This is a genomic window from Pseudomonas caspiana (assembly GCF_002158995.1).
Lineage (GTDB): Bacteria > Pseudomonadota > Gammaproteobacteria > Pseudomonadales > Pseudomonadaceae > Aquipseudomonas > Aquipseudomonas caspiana.
In genome coordinates this window covers 53,496-66,152 of sequence record NZ_LOHF01000008.1, presented here as the reverse complement: position 1 = coordinate 66,152, position 12,657 = coordinate 53,496, and the positions used below count along the sequence as shown (strand labels likewise).

Annotated in this window: 14 protein-coding genes and 1 pseudogene; 7 read left to right on the top strand and 8 right to left on the bottom strand. The window is 56.9% G+C overall.

The annotated features are described in order from the left end of the window. Positions 1 to 14: 14 nt before the first annotated feature. Positions 15 to 203 (bottom strand): hypothetical protein, encoded by a 189-nt coding sequence (locus AUC60_RS28545; protein ID WP_087266971.1) that lies wholly within the window; start codon positions 201 to 203, stop codon positions 15 to 17. 197 nt (positions 204 to 400) lie between these two features. Between AUC60_RS28545 and AUC60_RS11540 the strand changes: the two genes are divergently transcribed. The 4 genes from AUC60_RS11540 (at position 401) to AUC60_RS11525 (ending at position 2,261) form a co-directional block, all read left to right on the top strand. Further along, positions 401 to 748: a type II toxin-antitoxin system RelE/ParE family toxin gene (locus AUC60_RS11540; RefSeq protein WP_167384335.1), complete on the top strand. Its 348-nt coding sequence runs from the start codon at positions 401 to 403 to the stop codon at positions 746 to 748. Positions 749 to 758: 10 nt separating this feature from the next. Next, positions 759 to 1,049 (top strand): XRE family transcriptional regulator, encoded by a 291-nt coding sequence (locus AUC60_RS11535; RefSeq protein WP_087266968.1) that lies wholly within the window; start codon positions 759 to 761, stop codon positions 1,047 to 1,049. 219 nt (positions 1,050 to 1,268) lie between these two features. Beyond that, positions 1,269 to 1,814 (top strand): GTP cyclohydrolase I FolE, encoded by a 546-nt coding sequence (gene folE / locus AUC60_RS11530; RefSeq protein ID WP_087266964.1) that lies wholly within the window; start codon positions 1,269 to 1,271, stop codon positions 1,812 to 1,814. A 75-nt stretch (positions 1,815 to 1,889) separates the two neighbouring features. Continuing rightward, complete coding sequence (locus AUC60_RS11525; RefSeq protein WP_158099112.1) at positions 1,890 to 2,261, top strand: glutathione S-transferase N-terminal domain-containing protein; 372 nt, start codon at positions 1,890 to 1,892, stop codon at positions 2,259 to 2,261. Positions 2,262 to 2,282: 21 nt separating this feature from the next. Here the strand turns inward: AUC60_RS11525 and AUC60_RS11520 are convergent, their stop codons facing one another. From AUC60_RS11520 to AUC60_RS11510, 3 genes are all read right to left on the bottom strand, one after another. Next, a complete protein-coding gene (locus tag AUC60_RS11520) occupies positions 2,283 to 2,675 on the bottom strand; it encodes a lysozyme inhibitor LprI family protein (protein ID WP_087266962.1) in 393 nt (130 codons plus the stop codon). 170 nt (positions 2,676 to 2,845) lie between these two features. Further along, positions 2,846 to 3,448, bottom strand: a complete 603-nt coding sequence (locus tag AUC60_RS11515) for a glutathione S-transferase family protein (protein ID WP_087266958.1) — start codon at positions 3,446 to 3,448, stop codon at positions 2,846 to 2,848. A gap of 33 nt (positions 3,449 to 3,481) precedes the next feature. Next, positions 3,482 to 4,648 (bottom strand): aminotransferase-like domain-containing protein, encoded by a 1,167-nt coding sequence (locus AUC60_RS11510; RefSeq protein WP_087266955.1) that lies wholly within the window; start codon positions 4,646 to 4,648, stop codon positions 3,482 to 3,484. 82 nt (positions 4,649 to 4,730) lie between these two features. Here AUC60_RS11510 and AUC60_RS11505 point away from each other — a divergent pair, with 82 nt between their 5' ends. Together AUC60_RS11505 and AUC60_RS11500 are read left to right on the top strand one after the other, a co-directional pair. Then, positions 4,731 to 5,201, top strand: a complete 471-nt coding sequence (locus AUC60_RS11505) for a MarR family winged helix-turn-helix transcriptional regulator (RefSeq protein ID WP_087266952.1) — start codon at positions 4,731 to 4,733, stop codon at positions 5,199 to 5,201. Positions 5,202 to 5,423: 222 nt separating this feature from the next. Continuing rightward, on the top strand, positions 5,424 to 6,617 hold the full coding sequence (locus AUC60_RS11500) for a benzoate/H(+) symporter BenE family transporter (RefSeq protein ID WP_087266949.1): 1,194 nt from the start codon (positions 5,424 to 5,426) through the stop codon (positions 6,615 to 6,617). A 176-nt stretch (positions 6,618 to 6,793) separates the two neighbouring features. On the opposite strand, the gene AUC60_RS28540 is transcribed toward AUC60_RS11500, so the two are convergent. The 3 genes and pseudogenes from AUC60_RS28540 to AUC60_RS11485 form a co-directional block, all read right to left on the bottom strand. Further along, a complete protein-coding gene (locus tag AUC60_RS28540) occupies positions 6,794 to 7,657 on the bottom strand; it encodes a methyl-accepting chemotaxis protein (protein ID WP_420800733.1) in 864 nt (287 codons plus the stop codon). Next, positions 7,655 to 7,879, bottom strand: a pseudogene (locus AUC60_RS28535) (HAMP domain-containing protein); the annotation flags it as partial. The pseudogene AUC60_RS28535 and the gene AUC60_RS28540, both read right to left, overlap by 3 nt. A 1,194-nt stretch (positions 7,880 to 9,073) precedes the next feature. Beyond that, a complete protein-coding gene (locus AUC60_RS11485; RefSeq protein ID WP_087266942.1) occupies positions 9,074 to 10,006 on the bottom strand; it encodes a S66 peptidase family protein in 933 nt (310 codons plus the stop codon). 219 nt (positions 10,007 to 10,225) lie between these two features. Here AUC60_RS11485 and AUC60_RS11480 point away from each other — a divergent pair, with 219 nt between their 5' ends. After that, positions 10,226 to 11,230, top strand: a complete 1,005-nt coding sequence (locus tag AUC60_RS11480) for an NADP-dependent oxidoreductase (RefSeq protein ID WP_087266939.1) — start codon at positions 10,226 to 10,228, stop codon at positions 11,228 to 11,230. Positions 11,231 to 11,417: 187 nt separating this feature from the next. Here AUC60_RS11480 and AUC60_RS11475 read toward each other — a convergent pair whose 3' ends face one another. Next, a complete protein-coding gene (locus tag AUC60_RS11475) occupies positions 11,418 to 12,584 on the bottom strand; it encodes a zinc-binding metallopeptidase family protein (RefSeq protein WP_087266937.1) in 1,167 nt (388 codons plus the stop codon). Positions 12,585 to 12,657: the final 73 nt, after the last annotated feature.

Below are 12,657 nucleotides of genomic sequence, written 5' to 3'. Positions count from 1 at the left end.
ACACTCCGGGTTCGTTACGGTCGTCCGCCCGGGCCGCCACCACCTGGACCACCGCGGTCGCCACCTTCATAGTGACCGCCGCCACCGTGCCCGCCACCGCCTCCATGCCCGCCGGGCCCGCCTGGACCCCAGAATGGCCAGCAGCCTGAGACGGTAGACAGCACAGCAACCACTATTGCCACTTTCATCATTCGACCAAACATCACTTCACTCTCTCATGCGACAGGTATTTGTTACCTGCTCGTTCAGACAGCGAGAGCGGGGTTATTTCTGTCGTGGCTTGGTAAGGGTTTGGTAAGCGATTGGATACATATCTACCACCGGCTCTCATCATCAGTGACTACAGTAGGCATCCGCAAGTCTTCCGCCATTGCCATATGCACCTATTTAGGTACACTGCATCCTCACGCCTGATGACACACCTGTTCTCGCCGTACGTTTCTTCTGCACAGACGCTGGCAATGAGCCGGTTCGTGAATGGCTATCAAATCTAACGCGCCAGCACAGGCGACTGATCGGGATTGATATAAAAGCCGTCCAACTCGGATGGCCGATGGGTATGCCCGTTGTTCGAAAGCTTGAAGCCGGGCTCTGGGAGGTCAGGGTTGATCTTGGCGATGCCATTGCCCGGGTACTGTTCACGGTCACAGCTTGCGAAATGGTATTGCTTCACGGCTTCATCAAAAAAAGCCAGAAGACACCTTCAACGGATTTAACGACTGCACGACAGCGCAAGTCGCGGCTATGAGGAGCCAATGATGAACGAGAACGTAGGATCTGACTTCGACGATTTTCTTGCGGAACAGGATCTTGTCGAAGAAGTCACCGCTGCGGCACTGAAACGAGTCATATCCTGGCAGCTTGCAGAAACGATGAGGCTTCAGAAAGTTACCAAAAAAGACCTCGCCGAGCGGATGCATACCAGCCGGACAGTGGTGGACCGCGCCCTTGATGAGAGCGACGCGGGGATGACTCTGGCAACCCTGGCCAGTGCGGCACGTGCTTTGGGACAACGCGTGGAAGTACGACTGTTGCCCAATATCAAGTAGCAATCGTCTCCCCACAAGACTGCCGTGACCCCGTGAAAGCGGTCTGGAAGGCAACCTACCGACATCGAGCGATACAATTGCCGCCTGTCCTACGTTACTATGTCGCGCAACGCAGGCTTGCCCTGCATTTCTTGCTGATCAGCCTGGCCATGTCGTGCAAATGTTGGTTATCGACACGGTACCGCTGCGGACAGCATTACCTTTTACGGAACAACCCCTGTGACACTGGAACAGAACTACACCGCGATCCTTGGCCAACTGGGGGAAGACGTTTCCCGCGAAGGTCTGCTCGACACTCCCAAACGCGCTGCCAAGGCAATGCAGTATCTGTGTCGCGGTTATCAGCAAACGCTGGAAGAGGTCACCAATGGTGCCCTGTTCAGCTCCGACGCCAGCGAAATGGTGATGGTCAAGGACATCGAATTGTATTCGTTGTGCGAACACCACCTGCTGCCGTTCATTGGCAAGGCACATGTCGCCTATATCCCCAACGGCAAGGTGCTGGGTCTGTCCAAGGTCGCACGCATCGTCGACATGTATGCCCGCCGCCTGCAAATCCAGGAAAACCTCAGCCGCCAGATCGCCGAAGCGATCATGCAAGTGACCGGCGCAGTGGGCGTTGCCGTGGTAATCGAAGCCAAGCACATGTGCATGATGATGCGCGGTGTCGAAAAGCAGAACTCGTCGATGATCACTTCGGTCATGCTCGGCGAATTCCGCGAAAACGCTGCCACCCGCAGCGAGTTCCTCAGCCTCATCAAGTGACTGACGCCCTGCCCGGCTGACCACTCGCCGGGCCATGGGCGATACGTTCCCGCCTGTTTCTCGCGAGGTCTTCACGTGTTTATAAAAGCTTTGAGGGTTGGTCTTGGCCAACTGGTGATCTTCGGCGACTTCATTACCCGCCCGGCGAAGAAAAAACGCACGCCCGAGGCCCAGGCTGCCGTCGAGCAGTCAGCAAAGAATCTGAGCCTGTATCAGTTCAATGCCTGCCCGTTCTGCGTCAAAACCCGTCGTACCCTGCACAAGCTCAACGTCCCGGTGGCACTGCACGACGCCAAAAACAATGAGCACGATCGTCAGACCCTGCTCAATGAGGGCGGCAAGATCAAAGTCCCTTGCCTGCGTATCGAAGAAGACGGCAAGACTACCTGGATGTACGAATCCAAAGTAATCATCGACTATCTGAATCAGCGTTTCGCTACGGTCTGATTCACGCCCCGCTGCCCGACATCAGTTCGGGCAGCCCTCCTGACGGCACGCCGCATAAGCCTTCAACTGGTCTACCCGGACTTGGGTATGCTCAGCCAGACACCGGGACTGCAGCAGTGGCCAGATAGAGCCGGAGTCCTCAGGCTTACCTACCTGATACGTACAATCCGCATCACGGAAAGCAATCCACTTCTGCTGCGCGCTCTTCAGCGCCTGCTGCTTCGCGGGCGTCTGCAAGTACGCCATTTGCGCCTTGTATTGCGTGTTCAGCTCCGCGTCCAGTGTCGCCAGTTGCTTGCTCGCGCATTGGTTCATCGCGGCCTGGTTGGCATCACAATCTTCTGTTTTCGCAGAAGCAGAGCAACCAATACCCAGCGCCATGAACATCAGCACTGCCATCATTGAAAAGCGCATAGGGAATTCCTTTCCTGAAGTCGTTGATATCGGGTCACGGGGTCGCTCCCGAAGGGCGCGCAGACTAAATGCCTGTGCTGACACAGCCAAGTGATTTCAGCCCTGCTAAACAATCGGACATAAAAAAGCCGGTCATGTTGCGTGACCGGCTTTTCAGGCATCCATTTCGATCAGTCCAGCATCCCCACGTAACCAGGTTGCGCCTTCACACGCTCCAGCCATTGCTCGATGCCAGGATATGGCGTCAGGTCGAAACCGCCCTGATGGGCAACATGGGTGTACGCGTACAACGCAATGTCTGCGATGGAAAAGTTATCGCCGACCAGGAACGGCGTGCGTTTCAGTTGCTGCTCCATCACTGCCAGCGCGCGGTAACCGGCTTTATGCAACGAACGATATTCCTCCAGACGCTCCTCAGGCAGCCCCAGATAAAACTGGATGAAGCGAGCGACGGCGATGCTTGGCTCATGGCTGTACTGCTCGAAGAACTGCCATTGCAGCACTTGAGTACGCAGTCGCGGTTCGCTTGGCAGGTACTGGCTACCATCGGCGAGAAAATTGAGGATCGCGTTGGACTCCCACAAACAGGTGCCGTCCTCAAGCTCCAGTACTGGAATCTTGCCGTTGGGGTTCTTCTCCAGAAAGGCTGCGGTCTGGGTTTCACCATTGAGGATATCCACCGCCACCCAGTGGTATTCAACACCCAGCAAGTTGAGCATCAGCTTGATCTTGTAGCAGTTTCCCGATTTGTAATCGCCGTAAACCTTGTACATCCCCTTCTCCTTAAATTCGCCTGATGCTCGCTGCTAAGCGGCCTGCTCTAACTGGGCCTGACGTACAACTGCCGCCAATCGTCTCAGACCTTCGTCAAGACGGGCCGGGTCGATATGGCTGAAGTTAAGCCTCAGGTAACCAGGATTAGCATCCGGATCAGCGAAAAACGGCTCCCCCGGCATAAACGCGACATCCTGCTTCAGCGCTTCATCGAGCAAAGTCCTTGTATCCATTGGCTGCTTGAGCGTCAGCCAGAAAAACAGACCACCTTGCGGACTGTTCCAGTCAGCTATATCGGCAAAGTGTTGTTTTAGTGCAGCCTCAAATGCATCCCGACGCTGACGGTAGAAGCTCTGCAATTGCGAAAGGTGCTCATGGTAGTGCTCGGTCCCGATCCATTGCAGTGCCTGCCACTGACCCAAACGGTTGGTGTGCAGATCCGCTGACTGCTTCAAACGCAGCAGATGTGGGAACAGATCGGGGCTGGCGATCAGATAACCGACCCGCAAGCCAGGCAACAGGGTTTTCGACACGGTACCGGTGTAGATCCAGCTGGCTTTTTGCAAACGACTGGCGATGGGCTTGGCACTGCCGCCATCAAATGTCAGATCGCGATAGGGTTCGTCTTCGATCAAGGTCACACCGAACTCATCAAGCATCGCAGCCACGGCCACCCGGCTGGCCTCGCTGTAACGCACTGCAGAGGGATTCTGAAAAGTCGGAATCAGATAAGCGAACGCAGGTTTGTGCTGCTCCAGTTGCTCACGCAATGCAATTAAATCAGGGCCATCGGTTTGCAGCGGCACAGTGAGGCAATCGGCGCCGAACAACTGGAAGATCTGCAGCGCAGCCAGGTAAGTCGGCGCCTCGAGCACAATCTTTGTGCCCTTATCGATGTACAGCTTGGCCGCCAGATCCAGCGTCTGCTGCGAGCCACTGACGATCAATACCTGGCTGGCATCGCATTGCAAACCGATAGCTCGCGCCTCTGTGGCCAAGGCTTCGCGCAATTCAGGCTCGCCCTCGCTCATGCCGTACTGGCCAAGCGCAACGGGCATGTCCGCCCATTCCACCTTGGGTAGCATGGCTTCGGCCGGCAGGCCACCGGCGAACGACATGACTTCCGGACGCTGCGCTGCGGCAAGGATTTCACGAATCAGAGAACTTTTAAGCCGGGACACGCGTTCAGAGAAAGCCATTGAGATCACCGCTAGCCGAAGTAATTGGAAATAAGTCAAACTGGTTGACCGAAATTACGACGCCGGACACAGATACGTCAATATGCTTGACCTTAAAAATTCCGCCTCCCAACAAGCAGCCATGGAAGCTTTCTTCTTCGGCTATCAGGCATTCACAGCCAAAGCCGATGAGATGCTCGCCCGCCGAGGCTTCAGCCGTGTACACCAACGCGTGGTATTTTTCATCGCGCGCTACCCGGAGTTGAGCGTGAAAGAGCTGCTCGGCGTGCTGGGTGTGAGCAAGCAGGCACTCAACGCGCCTCTGCGTCAGTTGATCGCAATGGACCTGGTCCACAGCACCGCCCCGGACAGTGACAAACGTAAACGTCTGTTGGGGCTGACGGAAGAAGGCGTCAAGTTTGAGCAGGCATTGCGCCGCGAACAGGTAAAGCTGTTGCAACGGGTCTTTGCCGAAGCGGGTCGCGATGCCGTTGATGGCTGGCTGCAGGTCAATGAAGCGCTGGGCAGGACTTTGCAGGGTAGCGCAAGGCCTGTTTCTCGCGAGGATGATTGAACATCCAGCACTGGACCTGTAGGACTCACCGAGGTTAAGAGGCCAGCGATAGCGATGTGTCAGACAGACCGCCATCGCTGCCTCGCGGTGCTCTTGAGTTCCTACAGGGTCAGACTGCCTGGTAACTGTACTCACGTTTACGAATACCGCTGTATCGCAACACTCTGATACCACTACGTTTACGCTTGCAGCCTGCCGTTGCACACGCTCAAGGATGGATCGATGAACGCTTCACCCCCCGCCCGCCTACGCCCATTGGCCGACACCTCCCCCGCCGCGATAGTCGCTGGTTTTATCGCCATGATGACGGGCTGTACCAGTTCGCTGGTACTGATGTTCCAGGCGGGTCAGGCAGCCGGATTGACCAGTGCGCAGATTTCTTCGTGGATCTGGGCATTGTTCGTGGGTATGGCCATATGCAGCATCGGCCTTTCGTTGCGTTATCGGACACCCATCACCGTGGCCTGGTCGACCCCCGGTGCAGCCTTGCTGATCACCAGCCTGGGTGGCGTGGCGTATCCAGAGGCCATCGGCGCGTTTATCACCTGTGCGGTGTTGGTCATCATTTGCGGCGTGACTGGCAGCTTTGATCGACTGGTAAAAAAGCTTCCCGCATCCCTGGCTGCGGCGTTGCTGGCAGGCATCCTGTTCAAGATCGGCAGCGAAATCTTTATCGCCGCCCAACACCGTACCTCCCTGGTGCTGGGCATGTTTTTTACCTACCTGCTGATCAAACGGGTATCACCGCGTTACGCCGTATTGGGTGCGCTGCTGGTGGGCACCGCGCTCTCAGGATGGTTGGGCTTACTGGATTTCAGCGGGTTTACCCTAGAAGTCGCGATGCCGGTCTGGACGACTCCAGAGTTTTCCCTGGCAGCAACCGTGAGTATCGGCATTCCGCTTTTTGTAGTGGCCATGACCTCGCAGAACATGCCGGGTATCGCCGTGTTGCGCGCTGATGGTTACCACGTGCCTGCCTCGCCGCTGATTTCAGTCACCGGCATTGCTTCATTACTGCTTGCGCCGTTCGGTTCCCACGGGCTCAATCTGGCCGCCATCAGTGCAGCCATTTGCACCAGCGCCCACGCTCATGAAGACCGGGAGAAACGATACACAGCCGCCATCTGGTGCGGGATTTTCTACGCCGTTGCAGCCATTTATGGCGGGGCGCTGGCGGCATTGTTCGGCGCGTTCCCCAAGGAGTTGGTGCTGTCGATCGCAGCTCTGGCGTTGTTCGGCTCGATCATCAATGGCCTGACTGTTGCCATGAATGAACCCAAGGAGCGCGAGGCGGCCCTGATCACCTTTATGGTGACCGCGTCAGGCCTGACCTTGCTTTCTATTGGTTCGGCGTTCTGGGGGATTGTGGCGGGGGTTGTGACGATGGTGATTTTGAACGGGAGGTCGCGTCGGTAGAGGCAGATCGTTTCAGCAATACATCTACCTGGTTCAAAGATGATTCTGTGGGTCTAACTCTTCTGCGCAGAAACCGAGTGACCTGTAGCTGCCGAAGGCTGCAATAGCGGTGTATCAAACCAAGTGCTTCGCAGCCTTCGACAGCGCCTACAGGCCAGTAAAGATTTCGTGTTTCGCTACAACCTGAAATGTCCGACCATCCCTTTCAGCTCGGTCCCAAGTAATGCCAGCTCGGTGCTCGACGCCGCATTGCCACGCATGGCCACGGCCGACTGGTCGGCGCTGGCGCGAATATTGGTGACGCTGCGGTTGATCTCTTCAGCCACTGAAGTCTGCTGTTCTGCCGCTGCGGCGATTTGCTGGTTCATCTGCTGGATAATCGAAACCGCCGCAGCAATGCTGCCCAGTGCGCTTTCTGTTTGCAGCACATCGCTGACTGCAAGTTTGACCAGCTCACCGCTGCTCTGAATCTGCGCCACCGAAGCCGACGCACCGGTGCGAAGACTACTGATGAGACGTTCGATTTCTTCGGTGGACTGCTGAGTGCGTTTGGCCAATGCCCGGACCTCATCGGCCACCACCGCAAAGCCCCTGCCCTGTTCACCTGCACGCGCCGCCTCGATGGCGGCGTTGAGAGCCAAAAGGTTGGTCTGTTCGGCCACGCTTTTAATCACACCCAGCACGGTGCCAATGTTCTGGATCTCGGCACTGAGGTTTTCGATGCTGTCGCTTGCCGACGCCGAAGAGCTCGCCAGTTGCTCAATCCGCTGAAGGCTCTGGCGCACCACTGTCTGGCCGCTGTCGACCTTGTCATCCGCGCTCTGAGCAGCAAGTGCCGCCTCTTCCGCATTGCGGGCGACGTCATGTACGGTTGCCGTCATCTGGTTCATCGCCGTCGCGACCTGCTCGGTCTCTTCCTGCTGATGACTGACTTCACGGTTGGTCTGCTCGGTCACAGCCGAAAGTGAATGCGCGGAGCTGGCCAACTGATCGATACCCGCTTGCAGACCACTGACTATGCCGCTCAGGCCTGCCCCCATTTGCTGCATGGACAGCATCAATTGGCCGATCTCATCACTGCGACGCACCTCGATACTGCCACTCAGATCGCCCGCCGCGATGCGTTGCGCAACAGCAATAACGCTGCGGAGCGGCCGGACGATCAAGCGAGTGATCAGCAGCGAAGCAATCACGCCCACCAGCAAGGCCACCACGGATGACCCGATGATCTGCAACGTGTTCGTGGTGAGCTGCGCCTGCATTGACTGATCTTCAGCGGCATAAGCCTGCTTCACCTGCTCGACGACCTGTCTGGCATTAGCTGCCAATTGCTGCGATACCTGAGCCTCACTGGCGAGCAAATCGGTGTATTCGCTCAATTTGTCGTTGAAGTTGCCAATATGCGTGCTGACCTCACCCAGCACCGTTAGATAGCCCTCATCCTTGACAACGCCTTTGAGCTCTTCGGCCAGCGTCTTTGCCTCATCTGCCTGCTGGATTTTGCCAGTCTTGACCTCATCACCCGAACCCGTCTTTCGGCTCTTGTCGAGACGCACTCGCGCCTCGTCCATGGCCTGCATCATCAGCCTGGAAACCTGGCTGACCTGATTGGCCTGCTCAATGAACTCAGCGCCCTGCTCACCCTTTGAATCCTTGAGCCAATAAGTACCGTCATCTGCCAACCCGGCCTGCAGAACATCCAGGTTGTTGGCAACACTGGAAACCGACCAACTGGCCATTTCCAGAGCAAGGTCCTTGCTTTGGCTGATATCAACGAACTGATCGAAAGACGTGCGGTAAGCGCCCAGCGTTTGCTGGACCTCAGCCATTCTGGACTCGCTGGCCGGGGACTGGGACTTCAGCTGTTCAGCCAGTGCATTCAACTCGTCAATGCCTGCATGCAGTTGCTCAACGATCTTGGGGTCACTGCGCAGTGCGTATTCCTGTTCCAGCAACCGAACCTTGAGCAGCCCGCTGTTGAGGGATGACATCTGTTTCAGTCCGTCGAAATGAACGCTGATATTTTTCAACGACCAGACGCCGATCGCCGCCACCAGAGCGGTCAGCAGCAAAACCAGCGTGAAACCCACGCCAAGTTTTTTGGCCACACCAAGATTGGCAACTCGAGCTTGCACGGCCGAAATCATAGCGCTCATCCCCGTTCGATGACTCATAGCGACCCGCCTTTCGACTGAGGCCTTTGAATCGCACCATTCAATAATCGTGCAGATTCGCAATGGATCTGGGGATGCACAAGAGTTTGACGTCGAGATAATGGCGATTAGCTATGCCGAAGTCGTTTTCAGACTGTTCCGGGGGTTAAACCAGATCAAGGGTCAGCTAAAAGCTCCGGATTTTCAGGATGGAAGCGCTGAAAAACTTACGAACAGCCACATGCGAACGCCCGATTCGGAGCAATTACCCAGAGTGGAGCGCTGATTACGTGCAGATTGGCGTCAGCGTGTCGCAGCACCAACCAGCAAGGTTCCGGCATCAGCATCCAGCGTGGCCTCTATGCCCAGAGGCACCGCGTAGTTGACGGCGTCATGGCCGATGGACAGACCGCCCAGGACAGGAATACCCAAGTCCCCCAGTCGCTCCATCAATACGCTTGAATGGGTGATCGCTCCGGTTGCGCCTTTGGGTTCACTGAACTGCCCAACCGCAATGCCCGCCAGCCCATTCAGCGCACCACTGTTGAGGAGTTGGGTCAGCAGACGGTCGACTCGATAAGCTGCCTCACCCACATCCTCGATCAGCAGAATGGCGCCGTTCAGGTCAGGGATGTAGCCAGTGCCCACACTGCTGCTGAGTATGCTCAGGTTACCGCCCAGCAATATGCCTTGAGCAGTGCCGCGAGTACGCACATCGAAAGTGCGCTCCGCTGGATCTGCTGACACCACAACCGGTTCGGTGCTCATGGTCACGTGCCGCAGACCGCTGACGAACACGCCACCCCGCTCAAGCTGACTGGCGACAGGCCCGTGAATGGTTGCCAGTCGCGCATGTTCCCAGAGCGCTCCGTGAAATGCAGTGATATCAGAAAAACCAATCACGAGCTTCGGATCACGCCTTACCGCATCGAAGTCCAGATGCTGAACAATCCGTTGTGCGCCATAACCGCCACGATTGCAGAAGAGTGCGCGGATTTCCGGATCGGCCAGTGCGGCATTGAAGTCGGCAAGTCGATGCTCATCAGTGCCCGCATAGAAAGAGTGAGTATCCAGCGCGTGAGGGTAAATACGGGGCTTCAGGCCCCAGCTCTTCAGAACTTCTGCCGCGCTCTCGACCTTCGCCGCCGCCACCGGGCCAGCAGGTGAAACCAGAGCTACAGCGTCTCCAGGGCGCAGTACGTTGGGGCGAAGGGTTGGCAAGCAGGTAGGCGACATTCGGGTAACTCAGGCTTCAGGTAAGGGAGCCAATGTAGATTAGTCTCGGCTGACGATCTACATGGATAAATATTACCCTTGATTTAAAAGCTTATCGCCAGCGGGTACACGCCTATTCATCATTCAACTGGATCGCAGCGCATTCGCAGAGTGATCTTCACTTGCCTGGCTTTGCCTCAGCGACTTCAATCAACCTTTGTCTATCTTTGAGGAACTGCCATGAGCACCCAGACCAACCGCCAATTCCTGCTCGCCAAGCGCCCGGTCGGCCAGGCCAGTCGCGAGGACTTCACTTATCAGGAAGTGCCGGTCGGCGAGCTGGCAAGTGGGCAGATTCTGGTCAAAAACCATTACTTGTCGCTGGACCCGGCCATGCGCGGCTGGATGAACGAGGGCAAGTCATACATCGCTCCGGTCAGTCTGGGCGAGGTGATGCGCGCACTGGGCGTTGGCGAGGTCATCGCCTCGCAGAGTGATCAGTTCGCAGAGGGGGATTTTGTGCAAGGCGCGCTGGGCGTTCAGGATTACTTTCTGGGTGAGCCTAAAGGCTTCTACAAGATCGATCCGAAACTAGCACCACTGCCCCGCTACCTTTCCGCACTGGGCATGACCGGTATGACGGCCTACTTTGCCCTGCTGGATGTCGGCGCGCCGCAAAGTGGCGATACCGTGGTGATTTCCGGCGCGGCGGGTGCAGTGGGTAGCGTGGCCGGTCAGATTGCCAAGCTTAAAGGCTGCCGCGTGATCGGCATCGCTGGCGGCAAGCAGAAGTGCGAGTCGCTTATCAATGAACTGGGGTTCGATGGCGTTATCGATTACAAAAGCGAAGATGTACTGGCAGGTCTGAAGCGCGAATGCCCCAATGGGGTGAATGTCTACTTCGACAACGTTGGCGGGGACATTCTCGACGCCGTACTCAGCCGTCTGGCACCCAAAGCCCGAGTTGTGATCTGCGGTGCGATCAGCCAGTACAACAACACATCGCCCGTCAAAGGACCGAGCAATTACCTGTCGCTGCTGGTCAATCGCGCCCGAATGGAAGGTTTTGTAGTCATGGACTACGCCAGCAAGTTTGCCGCTGCCGGACAGGAGATGGCGGGCTGGATGGCTCAGGGCAAGCTCAAGAGCAGGGAAGATATTGTCGACGGGCTGGAGACTTTCCCGGAAACCCTGCAGAAGCTGTTCAACGGTGAGAATTTCGGGAAGTTGGTGTTGAAGGTTTAGGCCTAGAGAAATCGGGGGCTATCAATCCAAAACATTCATCGCCCAATTGCAATGCATTCTGTAAGAGCTCACGAGCACCGCGAGGCAGCGATGGCGTTCAGTCTGATACGCCGCCATCGCGGCCTCGCGGTGCTCGTGCGCTCCTACAGGTCAGAATCCGGCCGGCGACAAGTGCAGGACTAACTCTCTACTGCGCTTGCAACACCTCATCCGCCTTGCCGCCTGCGTCCTGAATCACCAGGTGAATGAAGTGCAGCTTGGTGATCACTGCAGGTGGCAGGACAAACGGGTAAAAGTCCGGCTGCCCCATGCTGCGCGACAGCTCGTTGAGCATGCCGGCCAACTCGATCCATGCGTTGACGAATGACAGGAACGCAGGCCCACCGGGATGCTGCGGATCGTAGAGGGTCTCCAGCGGGAACGGCTGATAATCTAGGTCCATGTCCCGGGCACTCATGCCGAAACCCAATGCAGTATCGACCGCGTCCATCATGTGCAGGTAATGCGCCCAGGTCTCTGCCCAGTCCTCCCAAGGGTGCATGGTCGCGTAGGCACTGACGAAGTTCTGCTGCCAGTCGCTCGGCGCGCCGTTCTGATAATGATGGTCCAGAGCATCGGCGTAACTGGCGCGCTCATCACCGAACAGGTTACGAAACCCATCCTGCCACCAGGTATTGGCAATCAAACGATCCCAATAGTAGTGCCCCACTTCATGCCGGAAATGCCCGAGCAGTGTTCGATACGGTTCGTGCATCTGCACACGAATTTTCTCGCGATGGGCGTCGTCCGCCTCTTTGATATCCAGGGTAATCAAGCCGTTGGCGTGGCCCGTGGTGGGCGCCTTGCCTTCCAGATCAACGCCCAAAAACTCAAAAGCCAGCCCGCGCTCTTCGTCCTGGGTTTTAGGAATAACTTTCAGGCCCAGGGAGATCAACTGCGCAACCAGCCGACGCTTGGCCGTTTCCACCTTGCACCAGCGCTCACCGTTTTCCGGAATCGACAAGTCGGGAATGGTGCGATTGAGGCTACACGCGATACAAAATTCACCGCTGTCATTGGCGGGAAATAGCCAGTTGCAGGCAGCCGGCGTATCGAGGTTGGCGCAGCGTCGATAAAGCCCGGCTCCGGGCTCGTCGCTCAAGCGCCAGGTGTCTTGATCGGGACCAGGCTCAAGAGCCGCAACTCGCCCCTGCTCCGGCAAATAGCCGAGTCCTGCCGAACAGGCCAGGCACTGGGTATTCGGGAAAAATACTGACTGGCCACACCGGCACTGCCAAACCTTGCTATTACGCCGGGTCTCGCCAATGAACGGTGCGGCAATGCGGGAACTGAGTTGTTCGAAAAACCGGTACATGGCGATCTCCTGGTGGGCCAGCAAGCACTAGATCACCGCCGGTTGCCGTCGTTCCGTGGACTTGATGCGTGAC